Source organism: Paraburkholderia domus (assembly GCF_905220705.1).
GTDB lineage: Bacteria > Pseudomonadota > Gammaproteobacteria > Burkholderiales > Burkholderiaceae > Paraburkholderia > Paraburkholderia domus.
On record NZ_CAJNAT010000022.1, the window covers coordinates 99,840 to 122,928 of the forward strand.

Here is a 23,089-nt window from a genome sequence, read left to right on the forward strand (position 1 = left end):
CAAAAGCGGCGCATCACGCTGCTTTGTAGATGGTCGTGACGCACGCACCACCGAGACCCAGGTTGTGCGCCAGCGCGACCTTCGCGCCTTCGACCTGGCGTTGATCAGCCGTGCCACGCAGTTGATGTGTCAGTTCGTAGCATTGCGCGAGGCCGGTTGCGCCCAGCGGATGCCCCTTCGACAGCAGGCCGCCCGACGGGTTGACCACCCACTTGCCACCATAGGTGTTGTCGCCATCGTTGACGAGTTTTTCCGCTTCACCTTCGCCGCACAGACCAAGACCTTCATAGGTCAACAGTTCGTTTTGCGCAAAGCAGTCGTGCAGTTCGATCACGTCGATATCTTCCGGGCCGACACCGGCCTGCTCGTACGCGAGCTTCGCACCCGAGCGTGTCATGTCGAAACCGACCACGCGGATCATGTCGCGTGTGTCGTACGTGCTCGGCAGGTCGGTGGTCAGGGACTGGCCGGCAATCAGCACATTGGTGCGCAGCCCACGTTTGCGGGCGAATTCCTCCGACATCACGATTGCGGCCGCTGCGCCGCAAGTCGGCGGGCAGGCCATCAGTCGCGTGAGCACGCCTTCCCAGATCATCGGCGAGGCCAGCACTTCTTCCGGCGTCACGACGGTGCGGAACACCGCCAGCGGATTACGCGCTGCGTGCTGGCTCGCTTTCGCGCGAATCTTCGCGAACGTTTCGAGCTTGGTGCCGTACTTTTCCATGTGGGCGCGGCCGGCGCCGCTGAATTGGCGAATCGCGCCCGGCAGATCGGTGCGGTCGACCAGTTCATTGACGAGATTCAGCGCACGTTCGAGCGCCGGCGCACGATCGCTCCACTTCGACGACAGCGCGCCGGGTTGCATGAATTCGAAACCTACTGCGAGCGCGCAGTCGACCGCGCCGCTTTGCACAGCCTGGCGCGCGAGGAACAACGCTGACGATCCCGTCGCGCAGTTGTTGTTCACGTTGATGACCGGAATGCCCGTCATACCCACGTGATACAGCGCTTTCTGACCGCAGGTCGAATCTCCGTACACATAGCCTGCGTAGGCCTGTTGCACGTCCGCGTAATCGATCCCGGCATCGGCCAGTGCCTCACGCACAGCGCCCGCACCCATCACGTCATAGGGATCGCTGCTGCCTGGCTTCTTGAACGGAATCATGCCGACGCCGGCTACGAAGACATTACGGGTCATATCATTGCTCCTTGGTATGGGATGTTCGGATTACAGCTTGCGGGAGATGAGGTCGCGCATGACCTCGCTCGTGCCGCCATAGATACGGTTGACGCGTGCATCGGCGAAGGCTCGTGCCACTGGGTACTCCAGCATGTAGCCGTAGCCGCCATGCAGTTGCACCATGTCGTCGAGCGCCTTGCCGAGCGATTCGGTGGCGAACAGCTTGGCGATCGCGGCTTCTTCCAGCGTGAGACGGCGGCGCACGTGCTCGGCGAGGTAGTGATCGACCAGCACACGTACGGCGGTCGCCAGCGCCTTGATGTCGGCCAGTTTGAACTTCGTGTTCTGAAAGTCCCACACGGTCTGATTGAAAGCCTTGCGGTCCTTCACGTAGTTGATCGTGTGCTCGAGACAGGCTTCGAGTTTTGCGGCAGCGCCGATTGCAATCGAGAGCCGCTCCTGCGGCAGTTCGCCCATCAGATACGCGAAACCCTTACCCTCTTCACCAAGACGGTTGCTGACCGGAACGCGCACGTTGTCGAAGAACAGCTCGGCCGTGTCCTGCGAATGCATGCCGACCTTGTCGAGCTTGCGGCCACGTCGGAATCCCTCGCGGGTCGCTTCCACGACGATCAGGCTGACGCCTTTGGAGCCCGCGCTGGGATCGGTTTTGCAGACCAGGATGATCAGGTCGGCGTTCAATCCATTGCTGATGAAGGTCTTGCTGCCGTTGATCACGTACTCGTCGCCGTCTCGCACGGCGGTGGTCCGTATCGCCTTCAGATCGCTGCCAGTGCCGGGCTCGGTCATGCCGATGGCGAGAATGGACTCACCGGTACACGTCTTCGGCAGCCATTTCTGCTTCTGCTCTTCGTTGCCGATGCGAGCAATGTACGGTGCGATGATGTCCGAGTGCACGCCAAAGCCGAGACCGCTCAAGCCGGCGCGATTCGTTTCCTCGTTGAGGATCGCTGCGTGGCCGAAGTCGCCGCCGCCACCGCCGTATTCCGTCGGCAGCGTGAGGCACAACAAACCTTCGCGCCCGGCCGTTAGCCACGTTTCGCGGTCGACACGGCCGGCCTTGTCCCACTCGGCCTGTTTAGGAGCGCACTCCCGCTCGAGGAAGCGACGCACCGTGGTGCGTAGCATTTCATGATCGTCACGAAAGACGGTACGGGTAATTTGCATGACTAAATTCCTTTGTGTGATTCTGGCGTTAGTCCATAGGTGAGGTTAGCGCGCGCGGGCGATGTGCGCGGCGGCCTCGGGGCGGTAGAGCTCGTCGATCAGATGCGCGCGGCGCGCGCGGGTCACCGCCTGGTTCACGTAACCTTTTTCAGCGATTTCATTGGCGTCGATCGAAGGGGGCTCGGCCATCAGCATCACGCGTTCGACGACCCGGCTGGCGCCGCCCCCTTTCTGCGAGGCGAGACGATCGCGCAGGGCGGCGATCACGAGCGGATGCTGGACCAGCGCTGCTGCATCCAGTTCGGCCAGTTCGGGGAAAAGGCGCCGGCATGCCGCCACATTCGGCCACGCGAGCGCGGCGAGAAAATCGTGATCGTGGCCGCAGATCACCGCGTCGGAAATGAGCGGCGCGCACAAGTCGAGCAAGCCGAGTCGAACGGCGCCCGTCCGTACCCACGTCCCGTTAGTGAGTTTGAAGTCCTCGACCACGCGGCCGGCGAACAGCAATCCCTGACCTGGATCGGCGGGGTCGGCGAGGCGCACGGCGTCCCCCAGTCGGAAGAAGCCCTCGTCGTCGAAAGCGGCGGCGGTGAGGGCAGCGTTGCCGATGTAGCCCGCGAAGACATTGGCGCCGCGCATGCGTATTTCGTAGCGCCCGTCATTGCCTTCGAGCGGCAGCAGTTTCACTTCCGAGCCCGGCACCGGACCGCCAATGTTGCCAAGATCGCTGGATGGCCAGCCGCAGTAGGTACCCATTCCGCTCGTCTCGGTGCAGGCGAGGCCCGTGGAGAATACGATGCGTTTGCCGACGGTCTTGACGGCGGCTCGCTGGATGCGGTGCCAGACGTCCGTCGGCAAGCTCGCCCCGCCATAGCCGAAGTACTGCACGTCGGCGAACAGGCTGCCGGCAAGCACAGGGTCGCGCTCGAGTTCGCCCGCCAGCACGGCCCACGCGGAAGGTACGCTGGTGAAGATGGTCGGCGAGACTTCACGCAGATTGCGCACGGTCCGCTCGATCAACCCGGGCAGCGGGCGGCCGTCGTCAATATGGTGGGTTGCGCCGAACTGTATCGAGCGCCCGAGGTTCAGGACGCCGCCCAGGCCGTGATGCCATGGCAGCCAGTCGAGAAATACGGGCTGGGATTCCCGAAGCCAGCCAAGGTTGTCAGCGTAGTAGGCCGCGACAGCTTTGAAATTGCGGTAGGCGAGCGGCACGCCTTTCGGGGATCCGGTCGAACCTGACGTGAAGAGCACGCGAACGGTGTCGTTCTCGCGAATCGCCGCATGTGCCGCGGCGACCCTCTCGACTCGCGCCGGGGTCATGTCGGTGGCGAGCAGGCCGGCCCATGCGCGATGCACGTTGGCTCCGTTGCGCACAGCGATGACCGGTGTCTCCGCGAGCCCGAAAGCGGCGAGGGCAGCGAGGGCGCGTTCGAGTTGCGTTGCATCCTGCACGAACACGGCCGCGGGCGGGACCAGTTCGAGCACGCCTTTCAGACGGGCAAAGTCCTTGCTGAGCGTCGAATAGGCGGGCGATACCGGCGCAGTGGGAATGCCGACATACTCGGCCGCAAGCAGTAGCACGGCCTGCTCGATCGAGTTGCCCGACAGCAGGATTAGTGGCCGCCCTTGGCCCAATCCCATTTCCAGCAGCGCGGCCGCGACGGTCTGCAACTGCGACCACAGCTCGCGCCAGCTGATCGAACGCCATGCGCCGTTTTCATCCCGTTCGCGGAATGCCGGACTATCGCCGCGATGTGCTGCCCAGGCGGGAATGAAGTCAGCGAAGCTGTTCTCGGTGATCGTGGGTGGCGAGCTGGCCGAGCTAAGAATCAGCGTGCCGTTGGCGCGGCGTTCGACCAGCGGGCGCCGCTCCGGAAAGCGTACGGGACGGTAGGGGGCTACCGTGTATTCATCAGCCGCGAGCGTAGTCATTACGCCTGTCTCCTGAGCTTCAGTGCGCACCATGGTGCGCACCGGCATTGGGTTTTATGGGGTGCGCCTGCCGCGAATGGGCTGCGACAACTTCTTGAGTTGTAGGATAGTGTGTCCCGGCCGCAACGGAACCACCCAAGGTGGGTGGCGCGGGGGCTCTGGTTTGCGGCCTGCGGGCGGGGTCGATTGGATGCATGGGCTGAATGCATGCGGTGGATGCATCAGCGCGCCTGCTGGCGCGTCAGTCTGCCTCGTCGGCCGCGCCGGCAACTGGCGCCGAACCCAGCTCGAAGTCGCGCACGCGCGCGACGGCCTCGTCGCGGCTGGTTACACCAAGCTTGCCGTAGATGTTCTTCAGATGCCATTTGACGGTTTCGGGCGAGATGCCGAGCGTGCGAGCGATTTTCTTGTTCGGCAAGGCCTGCGCGAGCAAGCTGACGACGCGGGTTTCGCGCTCGCTGAGCATTTCAGCGCCAGCAGTGGGCGCGCTCCGGTTGCCGCTCGGAAGTGCCGGCGTCACGCCGCTGCTAAGGGTTGTCTGGTGCGCAGCTTGCAGCCGGCTCACATAAAAGGACAACACCGGATCGTGTGGCTCCTCTTGCACGACCTTCGCGATGAGATCCAGGGCGCCGGGGTCGGCATCGAGCAGGCTGCGCACCAGGCCGAGCCGATGGCCGCGGCGCAGCGCCGCGAGTACAGCGTGGCGTGCGGCGTCGGTTCGTCCGCGCCGGGCGTCGATTACCGCGGCTTGCATCTGGAAATACGCGACATGCCGTTGCCAGCCGCGCGCTTCGCAAAATGGAATCAGCAACTGAAGGCGCATCGCGGCGCCGTCGAAATCTTCGTGCGCAACACACCAGTCGATATGCGAGCGTTCTGCCATCGCGTGGATTTCCGCGACGGTTCCCGAGGGCGTGGACGCAATACGCGCCGCCATCATGTCAATGCGCGCCAGTCCGGCTTCCGCTGCCTCGAACTGACCGCACAACAGGTGCCGATGGATCTGCTCGGCCACGCTGTGGGCGACGAGCCGATGCAAGCCGTGCTGCAACGCGTATTCCTCGAGGCGTTCGAGGTACGCGAAGGCGTCCAGCCGGTGTCCGGCCACCCAGTGGGCCGCCGATAGCACGGTCAGCACACGCAGCACGGAGTCGGGAATGGACACGCGTTCGAGCACATCGATGCGGTCCTCCAGCAGTTTGCGCGCCGCCTCCAGGTCGCTGAACTCGTATAGCACTTCGCCGAGCAGCGCCGCTGCGAAACATGCGGCCTCCGCGGCGGCGCTGCCACGCTGATCGGCGTCGAACAGCACGTCACGGCTGATGCGCTCGACCTGAATGAACTTGCCTTCCAGCGCATAGCTGAACCCCGCGATACAGCGGCCGTTCAGCAGGCCGGCCGACGTGCCCATGAGCGGCTGGCCATCCACCAGAAGATGCGGTGCCTCACGCTGAATGCGCCGCGCCTCTTCGTACTCGCCGCGGCGCATGTGGATCCACGACAGCAGGTTATTGCGCCCGCCCACGGCAAGGCTATCGGCGTCTGCGGGGATTTGCTGCAGCAGCGGCAAGACGGACAGCGCCTCGTCCGTGTCGTCGCGTTGCACGGCAAGCGCCGCCTGCAACAGGATGAGACGGTAGCGCGAATGCGCGTCGCTGGCTGGAATGTCGCTTTGCAGACGGGCAATGCCCGCGGCACAGGCGTCGAATTCGCGTGCATACAGGTGCAGGTGCACCATCCATAACCGCAGGCCAATGCGGGTCTGCACTTCGGCGACGGGTAGCAGGCGGATCAGCCCGATCAGCTTGCGCAGGTCCCCCTTGATCTGCATGGTCCGGGCGACCCGCAGGACAAGGTCGGCCGCGGCCGCCGATTCGCCGGCGAGCAAGGCATGCCGCACCGCTTCGTCGGGCTGCTCGTGATCGCGGAACCAGATCCACGCGGCCAGATGCACCTCGCGCTGATGCAATTCGCTGCGGGCGTGAAAGCGTTCGAGCAGCGTCTCGCGAAAGAGGGGATTCAGCCGGTACCACGTCTCGCTGCCTGAACTTTCGATGGGTGCGATGAACAGGTTGTCGCTCTCCAGTCTTGCCAGCAGCGCACGCACTTCGGCCGGCGATCGCTCATCACCGATCAATGCAATGCATAGCGGCGCGCACAAGCGCGTACAGCTCGCCATTCTGACCAGGAGTTCCACCTCCGGGGGGGCAAGGCGCGACAAAACCTCACGCTCGAAATATTCCGCGAAGCCGCGGGCGTCATGAAGCTGGGCGTGCGCGAGCGAATCGGCCGACGTGCTGTCCTCCGCACCTTGTTTCTTTTTTTTCAGGCGCATCGCGAAGAGTTGCAGGCCCGCTACCCAGCCGTCTGTCTGTTCGTGCATCTGTCGCGCATCGCGCGGACCGATGTCGCCGAGCTGCGCTTTGAGGAATGCTTCGGACTCGGCGGCCGTAAAACGCAGGTCGCGCATGTCCAGTTCCAGCACGAGTCCCTGGTCGCGCGGACGGCCCAGCGAAAGTGGGACCGTGCCGCGCGAGACGAGCACGAGATGAAGGTTCGCCGGTGCATAGTCGAGCAACCATTGCAACGCTTCGTGGTTCCGCGCATTGCCGATGTGATGCAGGTCGTCGAGCACCAGCACGACGTCGTTGGGATGGCTGGCGATACCGCGTACCAGCGCGATCACCGTGCGCTCGACCGTTTCGTCGTCCATGCCGCGGCCGCCCAGCAACGTGGCTTCGCGGCACATGGCGGGGTCGACCTGAGCGAGGCTCGCGACGAGGTAGTCGAGAAAGTGCGCGAGGTCGTTATCTTCCGGTGCGAGCGTCAGCCAGGCGATATCGAAGCCGAGCGACAGCAGTGCTTCGCGCCATGCAATCACCACACTCGTTTTGCCACACCCGGCGGGCCCTTGAAGGACCACGCAACGTTTGCGACGCGCGTCCAGCAACTGCGTGAGCAGCCGTTCACGTGCGACGATGCGGGCGGCGCCGCGTGGCGGAGTCAACCTGGGATCGGCTTTAGATTTTGCTGTGCTGGCTTCGGCGCGGCTCGGGTCCGCGGGAGGGGAATTCTGCGGCATGGTGACCTGCGCTTTGCGTGCCCCGGTTTCGCGCCTTGTCGGCACCAGCCAAAGGACGAAATGATAATCGGCACATTGTAGCGCAGCACAGGTAGCATTTTTCACGCACGGAACGCGGCCTCTTTCCCCGTCATCCGTCGACCAATCCTTTCTGATCAGCGTGTCTGGCGCTTGCTTGCGCCTCAGATTGCGAGGCGCCGTGTTTGCGCTGCAACACGATTCTTACGACATCGCCGCCCGCGCGCCACGCGTAGCAACTGTCGACCATCGGGTGTGCCTGAACACCGTTCGAGTCGTCAGCCGGTGCACTCCTTCTGGCGGTGCTGCTGCGCAAGCCCATCAGCGTTTGAATGGCCGTCGTGGCGATGGGGCCGAGCAGTTCGGTCAAATGCGTGCAGCCGCTCGGGCCGGCGAGTCGGCTTTTCACCTCCTTCATGAAACCCGCGCCAATGGAGAGACCCTTCAGGCTGCCGTAAGCGGCGTTGATCTCGGCGCAAAAGCGGCTCGGGCCGACGTCGGTATGGGCTTGGATATGGCGAATCACGAGCTGTGCGTCGATCGTGACAACCAGGCGCATTTCGTGAATCGGCGAGCCGGCCGGTACGACCTTGAAAAGCAGATCGGAATCATGGCCCTTCGTATCGACCATGCGGCCTTCAATGTCGAACAGGCCGTCGTCCCGCTCATATCCCATGCAGACGATGCGGCGGGCATGCACAAGCCGCCGCATGGATTGATCCGATGGGTTTTCGGACATAGCTATCTCGCTTGTGGATGAGTTCATTCGATTGGCGCAGGACACGTCAGAGATGATCGATGCTTGCCAGCCTAGGTCACCCGTGAGGTGCTGCCGCCCCCCAGATTGGGGGGATAGGTCCAACACGCGCAATGCACACCTGAATAAATTCACCTGGGCCCGAACCTGGTTGTGAAACGCCGTCGATCGTGCGATGCCTTCCCCGCTCGGGGTATTCCCGTCCCCCCTCGGTTCGGGTAGGTGATCTGTCCAGACCTCGCTGCAATATGGGCTCGCAATGATCGGTCGTGCGATTGCGCAACCCTCATCCCAACCCGTGTCCGCCGGACGCGGCAAACATAAAAAGGAGACATGCATGCGTTTCACGAGTCAGGGTATTTTCGGCGCTACATTGTTGCTTGCCGCGGGCGGCGTAATGGCCCAGTCGAGTGTGACTTTGTATGGGGTGGCGGACGTGTTCGTTCAATACCTTGACAATGGCGGTAACCATTCGTATTCCGAACGAAGCGGCGGTTCAACCGGCTCCTTATTCGGCTTGAAGGGCAATGAGGACCTTGGCGGCGGATGGAAGGCGGTGTTCGACGTCGAAAACGGCTTCAACATCAACAACGGTTCATTTTTTGCCGATAGCACCGCTATGTTCTATCGCCAGTCATGGGTGGGGCTGAAGCAGGACACGTATGGCTCGCTGACATTCGGCCGTCAATACCAGCCGAGCTTCTGGGCGGTTTACTTCACCGACCCGTTCCGCGGCAACGAAGTGATGTCGCCGCTCGCGGCCGCTGACCTGGCCAGCGCCACGGACCGTTCGACCCTCGCCACACAGTACGTTTCCGGGCGGACCAGCAATTCGATCGTCTATACGTCGCCGGATCTGCGGGGTGCGCACTTCTATGCGATGTACGCGCTGCCGTCCACGGTGACGCAGCCGGTGCCGGTCTCGTCAGGCGCGATGCTCGATCTGGCCGCGAACTATTCGGGCTATGGTTTCTACGCGGGTGTGGGTTATCAATATCAGCACGGCTCGCGGGAGACGGCGCCGTTGGTCGCCACCGCACCGACCTTGCTGACGAGCTTCGATCTGATGGCAACCGAGCACTTCAGTGGAGCGATCGCTTATCGCGTTGGCATCGTGAATTTCATGTTCAACTATTCCTATAACCGGCCCAAGGATGCGCCTGCCGGCGCGCTCGTGACGATTACGCCCGCGGTGAAGCTTCCGCTTGCCTCGCTGGTCCACGCCTACAGCATCATGGAACTGGGTGCGACGATCCAGGCCACGCCTGCCGACAACATCGAGATCGCCGGCATTGAGCGGGACGTGCGCGGTGTTCACGACAATACGCCGGGTATCGAAGTTGGCGTCGACCACAGTCTGTCGAAGCGGACGAGCCTCTACATGCGTGCGGGCTACCTGAAGAACAACGGCAGCGCGAACATGAGCTGGCCTGGCGTGACTGGCGTAGCGGCCGGTTCGAAGCAGGTCGTCGCGGTGCTGGGGATGACGCATCGCTTTTAAAACGGAAAAATATCCATGAAAACTACCTACGCAATCCGCCTTGTTTGCGGCGCGCTTGTCATGCTGGCGTCTCTGAACGTATTTGCTCAGGAAAGCGCTGCGGCTTCCGCAACCGCAAAGCCTGCGGCATCTGATGCGAAGACCGCCAAGGCTGCTGACCGCGCGCTGCAAAAGGATGTGCTGCGCGCGCTCAGCAAGACGAAGGGACTCAGAGTCTCGGCGATTACGGTTCGCGCGCGTAACGGTGTCGTGACGCTGGAAGGAACCGTCCCGGAACAATCGCAGGTTGGATTGGCGACTCAGGCGGCTGAAGGTGTCGAGGGTGTAAAGTCGGTGACGAATGCGCTGACCCTGTCCACGCTGTAACAGCGCTTCAGGCGTCTTCACCGTAACGCAAAGGGCTGCTCATTTTCGATGAGCAGCCCTTTTTCACGGCAATTCGCGCAACCGCTCAGATCGTTACCGACTTGCACTCCAGGAACTCCGCGAGACCTTCGCGTCCATACTCGCGCCCGTTGCCGGATGTTTTATAGCCGCCGAAGGGCACCGTAATGTCCAGCATGGCGCCATTGATCCGCACCGAGCCGACGCGAAGGCGGGCTGCCACGCGGCGTGCGCGCTCGGGATTGCTGGTGGCGATGTAGCCGGCAAGACCAAAGTCGGTATCGTTGGCAATCGCGATGGCTTCCTCTTCGCCGTCGTACGGGATCATCACGAGCACCGGTCCGAAAATCTCCTCGCGCGCGATGGTCATGTCATTGCGCACGTCAGCGAAGACCGTGGGCCGCGCATAGAAGCCTCGTTGGAGTCCTTCCGGGCGTCCGGGGCCGCCGGCGACGAGTCGCGCGCCTTCCTCGATGCCGACGCGAATCATGTGCTGCACTTTCTCGTATTGCGCTCGGTTGGAGATCGGGCCCATCTTCGTGGCCGGGTCCGCCGGGTCACCTACCGTCACCGCGTTGGCGACCGCGGCGGCGATGGCGACAGCCTCGTCGTAGCGCTCCCGCGGCACCAGCATGCGAGTGGGCGCCACGCAGGTTTGCCCGGAGTTGACCATGCACTGCGCCACGCCGCTCGTCACGGCGGGTTGCAGGTCGGCGTCGTCGAGGATCAGGAGGGGCGATTTGCCGCCGAGTTCCTGCGCAACCCGTTTTACCGTGGGCGCGGCGCTCATGGCCACTTCCACGCCGGCGCGCGTCGAACCGGTGATCGACACCATATCCACGTCGGGGTGGGAGGACAAGCGCGTACCCACGACGCGTCCTTCGCCATAGATCATGTTGAAGACACCGGCAGGCGTGCCGGCCTCATGCATGATTTCGGCAAAGACGATCGCATCCAGCGCCGCGATTTCGGACGGTTTCAGCACGATAGTGCAACCCGCTGCGAGGGCCGGCGCGACCTTGGCGGCGATCTGGTTCAACGGCCAGTTCCATGGCGTGATGAGCGCCGCGACGCCGACCGCTTCACGACGTACGTAACTCTTGCCGTGGCTGCTTTCGAACTTGAAGGTGCGCAGCGTTTCTAGCGCCGCCTGGAGTTGCGCGAGACCGATTGCCGCCTGCAGATTCTTGCTTAGCGTGATGGGCGCGCCGATCTCGGTGCATACCGCTTCCGCGATATCGTCGATGCGCGCGCGGTACCGTTCGATGATCCGCTCGAGCAGGGCGATCCGCTCCTCGCGGCTCGATTCCGACCATGCCGGAAACGCGGCGCGCGCCGCGGCGACGGCACGGTCGGCATCTTCCGCGGTGCCCATCGCGAGCTTGCCGGTCAGCATCTCGGTGGCCGGATCGACCATGTCCATCAGCGTGCTGCCGGTGGATGGCTCGACCCATTTTCCGTCGATGTAGAAGCTGTTCAGTATTTTCATTTCGTTTTCCTCAGATTATCCGGCTGCGCATCCGGATCTCACGCATTAACCGGGCGATCACCAATCACCGTGGCACGCATCATGTGACGTGGCGCCGGGAAGTAGTCCTGCACTGCGTAATGCTGGCAGGAGCGGTTGTCCCAGAACGCGATGGTGTTCGGTTGCCATTTCAGTCGAACCTGGTATTCGGGTGCCTGGGCCTGGCGGAACAGATACTGCAGCAGATCCATTTCGGCGAGCTTGTAGTCGAAGCCGATGCGATACTCGCGCGCCGTCGTGCGGCCGTAGTTCGACAGGTGCGTGGTGAAAGCTTCGTTGATGTAGAGGATCTTCTCACCGGTTTCCGGGTGGATGCGTACCACCGGATGCTCGACAGGCGGGAACTTCGCGCGCATCGCCTCGTGCTGATCTTCGGGAACGGCAATGCCGAACAGCGGCAGAAAATCGTGAACAGCCTTGAGGTTCGCAATGCGCGCCTTGACGTCATCGGACAGATTCTCGTAAGCCGCCACCATGTTGATCCAGATCGTGTCGCCGCCGACCTCGGGGCATTGCACGCAACGCAGCATGGAGCCCATCGACGGGATCTGGCGCCATGAGACATCGGAGTGGTAGAGATTTTCACGCCCGCGTTTCGTGTCGTTGCGGCCCAGTATCACCAGTTCCGGGTGATCCGGATGATGCGGAAACGCGGGATGGATTTCCAGTTCGCCGAAGCGCCGTGCCACCTCGACGTGCTGGGCCGGGCTGATGTCCTGGTCGCGGAAGAACAGGACCTTGAACTTCAACAGCGCGCGGCGCAGCGCCAGGCAGGTAGCGTCATCGAGCGGATTGCGCAGGTCGATGCCGCCGATCTCCGCGCCGATGGTGGGTGTATAACGCTGGACGGTGAACGGCCAGGCTTCGGAATCCGCGTGCGTCGTTGCGGGATTGAGGGCGGTCGCAGTTGTTTGCATGTCATGTCTCCATTCGACTGGAGCCCGCAGACGCCGTGGCGCGTCTCTCGTCGCCGCGGCTGGCGGGCAGTTGCTGATAGGCGGACGCGATTCGCGTAAGCCGGATTACTCTTTCTTCCATCGGCGTGCGGGCCGTCGGGGCGGCACGCGGCCGGCGAGGGCTTATCTGCCGCCCGCGCGAATCAGATCAGCGGCTTTCTCGCCGATCATGATCGCGGGCGCATTGGTGTTGCCGCCGATCAGCGTCGGCATGATCGACGCGTCGGCCACGCGCAGACCGTCTATGCCGCGCACGCACAAGCTTGGGTCGACCACCGCCATCTCGTCGATCCCCATCTTGCAGGTGCCGACCGGGTGATAGACGCTATCGGCGCGACTGCGCACGAACGCGCGGATCGCGTCTTCGTTTGAATCGTCCGGTCCGAAGTCGTCTGTGTCCAATTCCTTGCCGCCCGCGGTGGCCAGCGCCGATTGAGCAAAGATGCGGCGCACGATCCTGACGCCCGCGACGAGCGTGTCGAGGTCCGCCTCGGCCGACAGAAAACGCGGGTCGATTAACGGGGTGTCACGCATGTCCGCGGTGCGCAGCCGCACGTTGCCGCGGCTCTGGGGGCGCAGAATGTAGGCATGACAGGAGTAGCCATGACCCAGTTGGCGGCGGTTCGCTACGCTGCCATTGCCGAGCAGCGCGAGCACGAAGACCAGCTGCAAGTCGGGGATGGCCAGGTCGGGACGGCTCTTCACGAAGGCGCCCGCTTCCGCGAAGTTGGAGCTGACCATGCCGGTTCGATGACGCCGGTAACGCAACACCTCGACGGCGATCCGCAGAAAACCGGCCGTCGAATAGCCGTACAGATCGTTGGACTTCACCTGTTTATTGACGATGACGTCGAGGTGATCCTGGAGATTCTCGCCGACGCCGCGCAGGTCTTGCACCATGTCGATGCCGAGGCTGCGCAGATGCTCCGCCGGCCCGATGCCGGAAGCCATCAGCAGTTGCGGCGAGTTGAAGGCGCCGCAACTAAGGACGATTTCGCGCCGGGCGCGCAATGTCTGTTCGACGCCTGCTCGCACGACGCTGACGCCGCTTGCCCGTTTGCCTTCGAACACGAGGCGCAGCACTTGCGTATCCGTGAGTACGTTGAGGTTCGCGCGGCCGCCGTTCAGGCCGGCATCGCCGGCGTTTCCGCCATGCAGATAAGCACGCGCCGCGTTCCAGCGCTCGCCGTTATATTGCGTGACCTGATGGAGGCCGACGCCTTCCTGCTCTGCGCCGTTGAAGTCGGCGTTCAACGGATATCCGGCCTGCTGCGCCGCTGCGATGAAACGGTGCGAGAACGGATTGGGTGTACGCAGGTCGCTGACGTGCAAGGGGCCTTCGCCACCGTGCCATGGATCGTCGGTGCGTCCGGCGCTGCGTTCATTGCGTTCGCTGCGGCGGAAGTAGGGCAGCACGTCGTCGAAGCCCCAGCCTGAGCAACCGAGGTTCGCCCATTCATCGTAGTCGTTGCGGTGCCCGCGAATATAGACCATGCCATTGATCGACGAGCTCCCGCCCAGCCCGCGGCCGCGCGGCTGGAAGGAGGGCCGCCCGTTAAGGCCGGCCTGCTGCTCGGTGTAGTACGCATAGTTGCGCGGGCCGGCCTTTTTCACCGTTGCTGCGAGGCCGATCGGAGTCCATACGCTCATGTGATGGTCATGCGGACCGGCCTCGAGCAGTGCGACCGTGACCGCAGGATCTTCCGCCAGTCTGGCGGCCACTGCGCAGCCAGCCGAACCTGCACCGACGACGATATAGTCATACTCCGCTGCGAACGCTGTGTTGTGAGTGCCTTTCCCAGGTTTGTTCATGACGCCTTTGTCTGTTGAATAGAGCTCGCGCTGCGACCGTGGTTTCACCCGGAAGCTGACGCGCCCGTCATGCGAGCCGGATGCGCAGGATGTCCTTCTATGTCCAGTTGTGTCCGTTAAGCCGCGGCTCGCGTGACAAAATGGTTCAGCATCCTGTGCGAACGCTCAGGATGGAGCCAGCGCAGAGCGGCGAGCGCGGCGGCGGTCAACAGCGCGGCACTGACCACGAAGCCAAGCTCATACGCATGGCTATTGGCGCTGCCGTACAACTGAACGATCCGGCCCATCGCCACGGGTGCGAACGCGGCGCCAAGGCTTGCGAGCGCAGTGTGAATGGCGACCAGCGAACCGCGCTGGATGTCCGGCACCATTTCGGCGAGCAACGCTGGAGCGAGCGTGAAGCTCAGCGTCGGCAGCGCGCATGCCATCGCCAGCAGCGCTACCTTCTGCAGCGGCAGCAGATGGAACAGCGTCGGCAGGATGTAGATCAGGGCGCCGCCCACCGCGCTCAGACAGATCAGATGAACCCGCGCCCGGCGTGTCGTGGCGCCGCGCTCGAGCATGCGCTGGGATAGCCAGCTCAGCCCGATATTGACCGGCGTAGCCGTCGCGATCACGACGGCAAAGCAGCGGCCTGCTTCGACACCGGTGAAACCCAAGCCCTTTTCCAGGTAGGTTGGCAGCCATGTCAGGGTTAGGCCCAGCGTCCAGTAGGCTGTGAATCCCAGTGCAAACACGCAGAGGACCGACGGGTCCGTCAAAATCCGACGATAGGGCAGGCGATGCGATCGAGCAGTCGCAGCGCTCAGGTCCACATTGCCCTGTTGGGGAAGGGCCGCCCGCGGCTTGCCGAGTTCGCCTTCGCGACCGAAACACAGCCACAGCACGCTCCAGATCGCGCCCACCGCGCCGAGTAGCAGAAAGTTCATGCGCCAGCCCCACTGTCTCGTGACGAGCGGGATCAGCAGGCCGGCCAGCAGCATCCCCATGGCCGCCCCCTGGTTGATAATCGCGACCGGCAGATTGCGTTTCCGGTCAGGAAACCATTTGTACAGCGCATGCACGGACACCGGGAAAGACGGTCCCTCGGCGGCCCCGAGCATGACGCGGCAGATCAGCAGCCCGACCGCGCTCGTCGTCATGGCCTGCGGCAGCTGGAGCAGCGCCCAGCTAAGTCCCATCGCGAGCAGCAACCAGCGGGTCGGGAAGCGGTTTGAAAGAAATCCCACCACGACGGTCGACGTCGAAAAAAGCCAGAAAAAACTGCCGGCGACCAGTCCGAATTTTTCCGGCGATAGATGCAGTTCGGCCGTCAGCGGGACGGCTACCAGCCCGAGCACGATTTTGTCGAGGAAATTGATCAGCGCGAGACCCGTCAGCAGGAGGGTCATCGTCCATGCGGATCGTGTCCGGAAATCAGAGGAAGCGGTCATGTGTCGTCTCATTGACGTACGGTGCTGTCGCGTTGGGGTACACCGGAAAAGACGCGACGCGAGCGACGGTGCTTGACGGCGCGGTGACGGTGGCCGCGGGGCTCCTTGTTTCCATCCATGTCTCCTTTAATCTTTTTCCGGGTGGACTTCGCTGTCCGTCCCGGCACTGCTGGTTTTACAGCGTCACGGTAATGGGTCGGGGAGGGTGGGGAACCACCCGGAACAGGTAGTCCAGGGAAAACCTTGTTCGCTGAACCGTACGGCGGGCAAAGACAGGCGCTCCACCCTATCGGGGTAGTGGCATTGAAGCGGGGCAGGCTTATCGTTGCTACCGGAGGCTTTGCATAGGCGGCGCATGTTTATGCAATCGCCGTTGCGCACGTGGCGCTATGCATGGATGCTGGTCTGGGACAAGTGGGGACGCATTGAGAACCGAACAAACGTCGTTGCGCGGTCTGGTCGACAGGTGGCTGGGGCTGGGTTCGCAGATGCGTGTGCGCGTCACGCGCTTCGGGTATTGCCGGACGAACCGCTGGCGTTACGCCTGCGTGGAATCGGCGCGACCTTCGGGCGACCTGTCGATTATTTTCTTCCGCCACGAAGACGGTTCGTGGCGTGTATTTCCTCCCGAAAAGAAGCGTCCGGCGATGAATGTCGCGCGAATGTCGGCCTCGTTAGCTTGACGCAAGGTGTTTTGTAAAAAAAATTGGAGACCGACGCAGTGTGTATCCCGGCAGTCCTTGAAGATGATTTCGCGCCGACGCGCGAGTCGATGGAATACGACGTGGTGATCGTCGGCGGCGGCCCGGCGGGCCTGTCCGCAGCGATCCGCCTGAAGCAGCTGGCGGCTGGGAAAGGCGTCGAGCTTTGCGTGTGCGTGCTGGAAAAAGGCTCGGAGATCGGGGCGCATATCCTGTCGGGCGCGGTCATGGATCCGCGCGCGATCACCGAACTGATTCCGGACTGGAAGGAAAAAGGCGCGCCGCTAACGGTCGACGTGACCGAAGACAAATTCCTCTTCCTGACCGAAACCGGCTCGAAAAGCGTGCCGGTCTGGGCGCTGCCGGACAATTTCAAGAACCACGGCAACTATGTGATCAGCCTCGCGAATGTCACGCGCTGGCTGGGCCAGCAGGCTGAAGCGCTGGGCGTCGAGATTTTTCCGGGCTTCCCGGCTGCTGAAATCTTGTACAACGACGATGGCTCGGTCAAAGGCGTCGCGACCGGTAATCTGGGCATCGGCAAGGATGGCGAGCCGACCGAGAATTTCCAGCTCGGCATGGAACTGCACGCGAAGTACACGCTGTTCTGCGAAGGCGCGCGCGGGCACCTCGGCCGTCAACTGAACGACAAGTTCAAGCTGCGAGAAGGCGTCGATCCGCAGGTTCACGGCATCGGGATCAAGGAACTGTGGGAAATCGATCCGGCCAAGCACAAGCCGGGTCTGGTGATGCACACGGCCGGCTGGCCGCTGGAGAACGACACGTACGGCGGCTCGTTCCTCTATCACATGGACAACAACCAGGTGGTGGTGGGCTTCGTGGTCGGCCTGGGCTACACGAATCCGTATCTGTCGCCGTTCGAGGAATTCCAGCGCTACAAGACGCATCCGGCGATCCGGGCGGTGCTCGAAGGCGGCAAGCGGGTGTCGTACGGCGCGCGGGCGATCACCGCGGGCGGCCTGCTGTCGCTGCCGAAGCTGGTGTTCCCGGGTGGCGCGCTGGTGGGTGACGATGCGGGCTTCCTGAACGCATCGCGGATCAAGGGTTCGCACGCGGCGATCAAGACCGGCATGCTGGCCGCTGAGGCTGCTTTTGAGGCAGTCCAGGCAGGCCGCACCAGCGATGAGCTGACGGCCTATCCGGAATCGTTCAAGACGTCGTGGCTGCATACCGAACTGCATCGCGCGCGCAATTTCAAGCAGTGGATGAGCAAGGGGCTCTACCTCGGCACTCTGATGGTCGGCATCGAGCAGAAGCTGCTGGGCGGCAACGTGCCGTGGACGCTGCATCACCAGCACTCCGATCACGAGATGCTCAAACCTGCGTCGCAGTGCAAGCCGATTGTCTATCCGAAGCCGGATGGCAAGCTGACGTTCGACCGGCTCTCTTCGGTGTTCATCTCTAACACCAACCATGAAGAGAATCAGCCAGCCCACCTGACGCTGAAAGATCCTTCGGTGCCGGTCGGCGTGAACCTGCGTACGTACGCAGGCCCCGAAGCGCGCTTCTGCCCGGCGGGCGTTTATGAGTTCGTGAAAACCGAACAGGACGAAGACCGCCTGCAGATCAACGCGCAGAACTGCGTCCACTGCAAGACCTGTGACATCAAGGACCCGACGCAGAACATCGTGTGGGTGACGCCGGAAGGCGGTGGCGGTCCCAACTATCCGAATATGTAGCGAGGGCTTGCGTTGACGCCGCGCAGTCGCCGTGATCGTGTCGCCGAAGGCGCCGGCAAGATGAGCCTTCTGCGCCTTAACCCTGATCCCCCCCACCGACCGGCAGCACCGTGCCTGTGACATACGACGCTTCGTCCGAAGCGAGAAACAGGATCGCGCCGACCTGCTCGTCGATCGTGCCATAGCGGTGCATCAGGCTCGACGCCAGCGTCTGATCGACGATACCCTGATACCAGACAGCCTCCTGCTCGCTCTGCTTGGCGGTATTGCGCGGCACGCTGCGCGGGGGCGCTTCGGTGCCGCCGGTGGCGACAGCGTTCACGCGGATGCCGTTCTCCGCATGTTCGAACGCGAGACTGGCAGTCAGCGCATTGACACCACCCTTGGACGCCGCATACGGCACCCGATAGAGGCTGCGCGTCGCAATCGACGACACGTTGACGATCGCACCGCGCTGCTGTTCGATCATCGCGGGCAGCGCGGCACGGCAGCACCACAGTGTCGGAAACAGCGAGCGGCGCACTTCGGCTTCGATCTGTGCTTCTTCATACTCCTGGTAGGGCTTTGCCCAGATGGTCCCGCCGACGTTGTTGATCAGAATGTCGATCCGGCCAAACGAATCGATTGCCGCGCGTGCCATCGTGCACGCGCCGGCATACGTTTCGAGATCGGCGACGACCGCGAGCGATCGGGCGCCGCGCGCGGCAATCTCGGCGCTGACTTCGTGAACGATATCGGCACGGTCGACCAGCACCACAGCAGCGCCTTCGCTTGCCGCACGCAACGCGACACCGCGGCCGATGCCTTGTCCCGCGCCGGTGACGATCACCACTTTTCCGTTGAAACGAGCATTAGCGTTCATGAGCGTCACGCGACGTTAGTCGCCGAGAATTTTTCGTAGTAGAAATGCGCGGGAGCGACATCCGTTTCGCGCAACCAGCCTTGCACCGCTTCGACCATCGCGACCGGCCCGCACAAATAGATGTCGACGTCGCCGCCGTTGAGCCACGCCGGGTCCACATGCGCGGTGACGTAGCCTTTGCGGGCGTGGTCGCTCGATGGCGCCGCAACGCAGGTGCGATACTCGAAATTCGGGAGCTTGCGCTGCGCTTCTTCAAGCTGTCCGATAGCGACGAGGTCGATGTCGTTCGTCACGCCGTAGACCATCCTGACCGGCTGCGTGCTGCCGTTCGCGACGAGCACGTCGAGCATCGACAGGAACGGTGCGATGCCGGTGCCGCCCGCGAGAAACAGTATCGGGCGCACGGTGTCGCGCAGATAGAACGCGCCATACGGACCGGAGAACGCCACGCGCTGTCCGGGTTGTGCCTGTTCGGTCAGATAGCGGCTCATGCGGCCGTCCGGCACGTTGCGCACGACGAACGACACGCGCGAGGCGCCTGGCGGCGAGCTGAACGAGTACGAACGTGTTGCGTCGCTGCCGGGTATTTCGACGTTCACGTACTGCCCTGGCAGGAAGCCGAGGTTGTCCGGCGCGTCGACGTCGATCGAAAGGTGGATCGTCGAATCGGTCAGCCGGTTGACTGCCGCGAGCGTGCCTTCATGCCGCGACACGCCGGTCTTGCACGCGGCCGACGAAGCCGGCACGCGGATCACGCAATCCGAACGCGGACGCGTCTGGCATGCGAGCACATAGCCTTGCGCCGCTTCATCGGCGCTCAGCGCGTCCTCGATATAGCTCGACGCCGGCAGGTCGTACTCGCCCGATTCGCAGAAGTTGCGGCAGGTTCCGCAAGCGCCGTCGCGGCAATCGAGCGGAATGTTGATCTGCTGCCGGTACGCGGCATCGGACAATGTCTCGTTGTTCCGGCACGTGATGAAGCGGGTGACCCCGTCTTCGAACTGAAGTGCGATAGTGTGTTCCATGAACTGCTCCTCAACCCAACTGTGCTGAACCCGGCGTGCTCAGATGTGATAGATGTCGATGACCTGATTGATGTAGTCGTTCTTCAGCACGACGTACTTGTTCAGGATCTGCGGCTTGCCATCCGCACTGCGGCCCGAGAAATCGATCACGTAGCGCGACATGCCGAAGTAGCTGTAGTTCGCCTTATAGCGGTGGCTGAGCGTGTGCCAGTTGAAGCGAACTGTGCAAACACCGTTTTCTTCGCTTTCCAGCTCGACATTGGCGATGTTGTGACTCGTGCGGGTGTCCGGCATGGTTGCGCTCGAGCGCTCGGTCTTGATGCGGAATACGCGATCCTCGAGACCCTGGCGATCCGGGTAATAGACCAGCGAGATTTCGCGTTGCGGATCCGTCACCAGCTTGTCTTCGTCGTCCCACGACGGCATCCAGAACACCGCGTCGGGGTGATAACAGGCGAGCCATTCGTCCCATTGCTCATCGTCGAGCAAGCGGCTTTCGCGGTAGAGGAATGCCTGAATATCGGCGAGCGTGATGGTGTTCATGCCGGACTCCCTTCGGTCGCAAGCGCCTGCTTCATTGTTTCCACCCAGTAGCGGTGCTGGACCGTGTACAGGCCTTCGTCTTCGGTCTTCACGCCGCTCATCACCGGGCTCAGGCCGATCTTTTGCGCTGCCTCATCAGGACCTTCGATCCAGTGCGTCGCCCCGCGACACATGTCGTTCCACTCCAGCGCGCGGGCCGCGTAACCTTGCTGGCAAGCGCGGAATTCTTCGAGATCGTCTGGCGTTGCCATGCCGCTCACATTGAAGAAGTCTTCGTACTGGCGGATCCGCCGGGTACGCGCCTCGTCCGACTCGCCCTTGGGCGCAATGCAGTAGATCGTCACTTCGGTCTTGTTGACCGCAAGCGGACGCAGCACGCGGATCTGCGAGCCGAACTGGTCCATCAGATAGACGTTTGGATAAAGGCACAGATTGCGCGAGTTCTGGATCATCCAGTCCGCCGTTTCCGCGCCGCACCGTGCGGCGAATTCGTCGCGCCGGCTGAAGTTGGGACGATCTTCCGGATTCGCCCAGCGCGACCATAGCAACATGTGGCCGTGCTCGAACGCGTAGAAGCCGCCACCCTGGCGGCCCCAGTTGCCCGCGTCCATGGCGCGGATCTGATCTTCACGCGCGTTTTCCTGTTTGCGATGACTGGTCGTCGCCGCATAGTTCCAGTGAACGGCCGACACGTGATAGCCGTCTGCGCCGTTTTCCGCCGTCAGTTTCCAGTTGCCCTCGTACGTATAGGTCGACGAGCCGCGCAGCACTTCGAGCCCATCCTCGGACTGGTCCACGATCATGTCGATGATGCGGGCAGCCTCGCCGAGGTATTCCTTGAGCGGCGGCACGTCGGCATTCAGGCTGCCGAACAGGAAGCCACGATAATTTTCGAAGCGCGCAACCTTCTTCAGGTCGTGCGAACCTTCCTTGTTGAAGCAATCCGGGTAACCGGCGCCTTCCGGATCCTTCACCTTTAACAGCTTGCCGCTATTGTTGAAGGTCCAGCCGTGGAATGGGCACGTGTAGGTTGCCTTGTTGCCGCGCTTATGGCGGCACAGCACCGCGCCACGATGGGTGCATGAATTGACGAGCGCATTGAGCTCGCCCTGCCGGTTGCGGGCGATGACAACCGGCTGGCGGCCAATGGTGGTGGTGTAGTAGTCGTTGTTGTTCGGGATCTGACTCTCATGCGCAAGATAGATCCAGTTGCCCTCGAAAATGTGCTGCATCTCGAGTTCGAACAGCGCCGGGTCAGTGAACGCGCTGCGGTGAAGGCGGTAGTCGCCGCGCTCGCTGTCTTCGACCAGGAAGTCGTCGATGCGGGTCAGTTGCGGTGTGCGGTCCGGGTAAATCGGAATCATGGGGTGTCTCCTGAATCGTTTGCGAGGGTGGATCGCGTGACGCCGCGTCCGCCGGCGCTGCAATCGACTACCTGAAGGAATAATGCTCTGAAGGTATAATTTTCTGTGGCATCGATCGCAAGCGAAGGATAATTGGCGGTGATTCGGGCCGTCCAACACCGTTTTAGTATTGGGTCAATATCTAAAAGGTATAGATATGGAGCTGCGCCATTTGCGTTACTTCGTCGCCGTGGCGGAAGAGTGCAATTTCACGCGCGCCGCGAAGCGGCTGCATATCGCGCAGCCGCCCCTCAGCCGGCAGATTCAGCAACTCGAGGAAGCCCTTGGGGTCCAGCTATTCGAGCGCAATGCGCGGCCTTTGAAATTGACCGATACGGGACGCTTCTTTTATTCGCACGCGGTTCAACTGCTCGCGCAGACGGCAGAGCTCGAATCGATGACGAAGCGGGTCGGGAAAATAGAACGGAGCCTGTCGGTCGGTTTCGTCGGCTCAACGCTCTATGGGATGCTGCCGAAGCTCATTCGCCGCTTTCGCGATGAAAACAGCGCAGTTGAATTGAGCCTGCACGAGATGTCCACGATGGACCAGATCAAGGCGTTGAAGGAGGGGCGCATCGACGTCGGCTTCGGTCGAATCCGGCATGAAGATCCGAGTGTCCGGCGCGTGGTGTTGCGTGAGGAACGGATGATCGTGGCGCTGCCGCTCGGTCATCCTCTATCGTTGTCGAAGGCTGTGCTGTCGCTGCACGATCTCATCAACGAGACGCTGATCATCTTTCCCAAGGCGCCGCGCCCGAGCTACGCGGATCAGGTGCTTGCGGCTTTCCATGACCGTACACTGAAACCCCAGCGGATCTACGAAACGCGCGAACTCCAGATAGCGCTTGGGCTTGTGGCGGCCGGCGAGGGTATTTCGATTGTGCCGAGCAGCGTACATGGGCTGAAACGCGATGACGTCAGCTACCGGGAACTGGACGATCCCAACCTGGTTTCGCCCATCATCATGAGCGTGCGTATGCTCGACGAGTCGACGGATGTCCGGGGCATGCTGGAACTGATCTACGGACTGTACGAAGAAGAAGAAATGGCCTATCTGCCGCCGCACGATGGGTGAGCGGGA

The 23,089-nt window shown here is 62.5% G+C and carries 18 protein-coding genes; 5 read left to right on the forward strand and 13 right to left on the reverse strand.

Annotation, left to right across the window (positions count from 1 at the left end; genetic code table 11):
- Positions 1–13: 13 nt before the first annotated feature.
- The 5 genes from KHO31_RS28450 to KHO31_RS28470 form a co-directional block, all read right to left on the reverse strand.
- The gene (locus tag KHO31_RS28450; protein WP_201080886.1) at positions 14–1,198 is read right to left on the reverse strand and encodes a lipid-transfer protein; all 1,185 of its coding nucleotides are present in this window, start codon (positions 1,196–1,198) and stop codon (positions 14–16) included.
- 30 nt (positions 1,199–1,228) lie between these two features.
- Entirely contained in the window at positions 1,229–2,368 is a 1,140-nt protein-coding gene (locus tag KHO31_RS28455) for an acyl-CoA dehydrogenase family protein (RefSeq protein ID WP_201080888.1), read from the reverse strand.
- 45 nt (positions 2,369–2,413) lie between these two features.
- Positions 2,414–4,303, reverse strand: a complete 1,890-nt coding sequence (locus tag KHO31_RS28460; protein ID WP_201080890.1) for a feruloyl-CoA synthase — start codon at positions 4,301–4,303, stop codon at positions 2,414–2,416.
- A gap of 241 nt (positions 4,304–4,544) precedes the next feature.
- On the reverse strand, positions 4,545–7,385 hold the full coding sequence (locus KHO31_RS28465) for a LuxR C-terminal-related transcriptional regulator (protein ID WP_201080892.1): 2,841 nt from the start codon (positions 7,383–7,385) through the stop codon (positions 4,545–4,547).
- 130 nt (positions 7,386–7,515) lie between these two features.
- The gene (locus KHO31_RS28470; RefSeq protein ID WP_201080894.1) at positions 7,516–8,142 is read right to left on the reverse strand and encodes a DUF2889 domain-containing protein; all 627 of its coding nucleotides are present in this window, start codon (positions 8,140–8,142) and stop codon (positions 7,516–7,518) included.
- Between the two features lie 355 nt (positions 8,143–8,497).
- Here KHO31_RS28470 and KHO31_RS28475 point away from each other — a divergent pair, with 355 nt between their 5' ends.
- Positions 8,498–9,661 carry a porin gene (locus KHO31_RS28475; RefSeq protein ID WP_201080896.1) on the forward strand — a complete coding sequence of 388 codons (1,164 nt, stop codon included), beginning with the start codon at positions 8,498–8,500 and terminating at the stop codon, positions 9,659–9,661.
- 15 nt (positions 9,662–9,676) lie between these two features.
- The gene (locus KHO31_RS28480) at positions 9,677–10,027 is read left to right on the forward strand and encodes a BON domain-containing protein (RefSeq protein WP_201080898.1); all 351 of its coding nucleotides are present in this window, start codon (positions 9,677–9,679) and stop codon (positions 10,025–10,027) included.
- Positions 10,028–10,112: 85 nt separating this feature from the next.
- On the opposite strand, the gene KHO31_RS28485 is transcribed toward KHO31_RS28480, so the two are convergent.
- The 4 genes from KHO31_RS28485 to KHO31_RS28500 all read right to left on the reverse strand — a co-directional run bounded on the left by KHO31_RS28485 (position 10,113) and on the right by KHO31_RS28500 (position 15,774).
- Positions 10,113–11,534, reverse strand: a complete 1,422-nt coding sequence (locus KHO31_RS28485; protein ID WP_201085983.1) for an aldehyde dehydrogenase family protein — start codon at positions 11,532–11,534, stop codon at positions 10,113–10,115.
- Between the two features lie 38 nt (positions 11,535–11,572).
- A complete protein-coding gene (locus KHO31_RS28490) occupies positions 11,573–12,490 on the reverse strand; it encodes a TauD/TfdA dioxygenase family protein (protein WP_201080902.1) in 918 nt (305 codons plus the stop codon).
- Positions 12,491–12,652: 162 nt separating this feature from the next.
- The gene (locus tag KHO31_RS28495) at positions 12,653–14,341 is read right to left on the reverse strand and encodes a GMC family oxidoreductase (RefSeq protein ID WP_201080904.1); all 1,689 of its coding nucleotides are present in this window, start codon (positions 14,339–14,341) and stop codon (positions 12,653–12,655) included.
- Between the two features lie 116 nt (positions 14,342–14,457).
- A complete protein-coding gene (locus KHO31_RS28500; RefSeq protein WP_201085982.1) occupies positions 14,458–15,774 on the reverse strand; it encodes an MFS transporter in 1,317 nt (438 codons plus the stop codon).
- 425 nt (positions 15,775–16,199) lie between these two features.
- Between KHO31_RS28500 and KHO31_RS28505 the strand changes: the two genes are divergently transcribed.
- Together KHO31_RS28505 and KHO31_RS28510 are read left to right on the forward strand one after the other, a co-directional pair.
- The gene (locus KHO31_RS28505; protein ID WP_201080908.1) at positions 16,200–16,457 is read left to right on the forward strand and encodes a hypothetical protein; all 258 of its coding nucleotides are present in this window, start codon (positions 16,200–16,202) and stop codon (positions 16,455–16,457) included.
- Between the two features lie 89 nt (positions 16,458–16,546).
- Positions 16,547–18,175 carry an electron transfer flavoprotein-ubiquinone oxidoreductase gene (locus tag KHO31_RS28510; protein ID WP_211624625.1) on the forward strand — a complete coding sequence of 543 codons (1,629 nt, stop codon included), beginning with the start codon at positions 16,547–16,549 and terminating at the stop codon, positions 18,173–18,175.
- A 76-nt stretch (positions 18,176–18,251) separates the two neighbouring features.
- Here the strand turns inward: KHO31_RS28510 and KHO31_RS28515 are convergent, their stop codons facing one another.
- Genes KHO31_RS28515 through benA form a run of 4 tightly spaced genes read right to left on the reverse strand, consistent with a single transcriptional unit; the run spans position 18,252 to position 21,969 of the window.
- Positions 18,252–19,037 (reverse strand): 1,6-dihydroxycyclohexa-2,4-diene-1-carboxylate dehydrogenase, encoded by a 786-nt coding sequence (locus KHO31_RS28515; protein WP_236061525.1) that lies wholly within the window; start codon positions 19,035–19,037, stop codon positions 18,252–18,254.
- Positions 19,038–19,042: 5 nt separating this feature from the next.
- Entirely contained in the window at positions 19,043–20,062 is a 1,020-nt protein-coding gene (gene benC, locus KHO31_RS28520) for a benzoate 1,2-dioxygenase electron transfer component BenC (RefSeq protein ID WP_201080912.1), read from the reverse strand.
- A 39-nt stretch (positions 20,063–20,101) separates the two neighbouring features.
- Positions 20,102–20,605, reverse strand: coding sequence for a benzoate 1,2-dioxygenase small subunit (gene benB / locus KHO31_RS28525; protein ID WP_201085980.1), 504 nt, complete (start codon positions 20,603–20,605; stop codon positions 20,102–20,104).
- Positions 20,602–21,969, reverse strand: a complete 1,368-nt coding sequence (benA, locus tag KHO31_RS28530) for a benzoate 1,2-dioxygenase large subunit (RefSeq protein ID WP_201080916.1) — start codon at positions 21,967–21,969, stop codon at positions 20,602–20,604. The genes benB and benA overlap by 4 nt, the downstream gene beginning before the upstream one ends.
- A gap of 196 nt (positions 21,970–22,165) precedes the next feature.
- Here benA and KHO31_RS28535 point away from each other — a divergent pair, with 196 nt between their 5' ends.
- Entirely contained in the window at positions 22,166–23,083 is a 918-nt protein-coding gene (locus tag KHO31_RS28535) for a LysR family transcriptional regulator (RefSeq protein WP_201080918.1), read from the forward strand.
- Positions 23,084–23,089 lie beyond the last annotated feature (6 nt).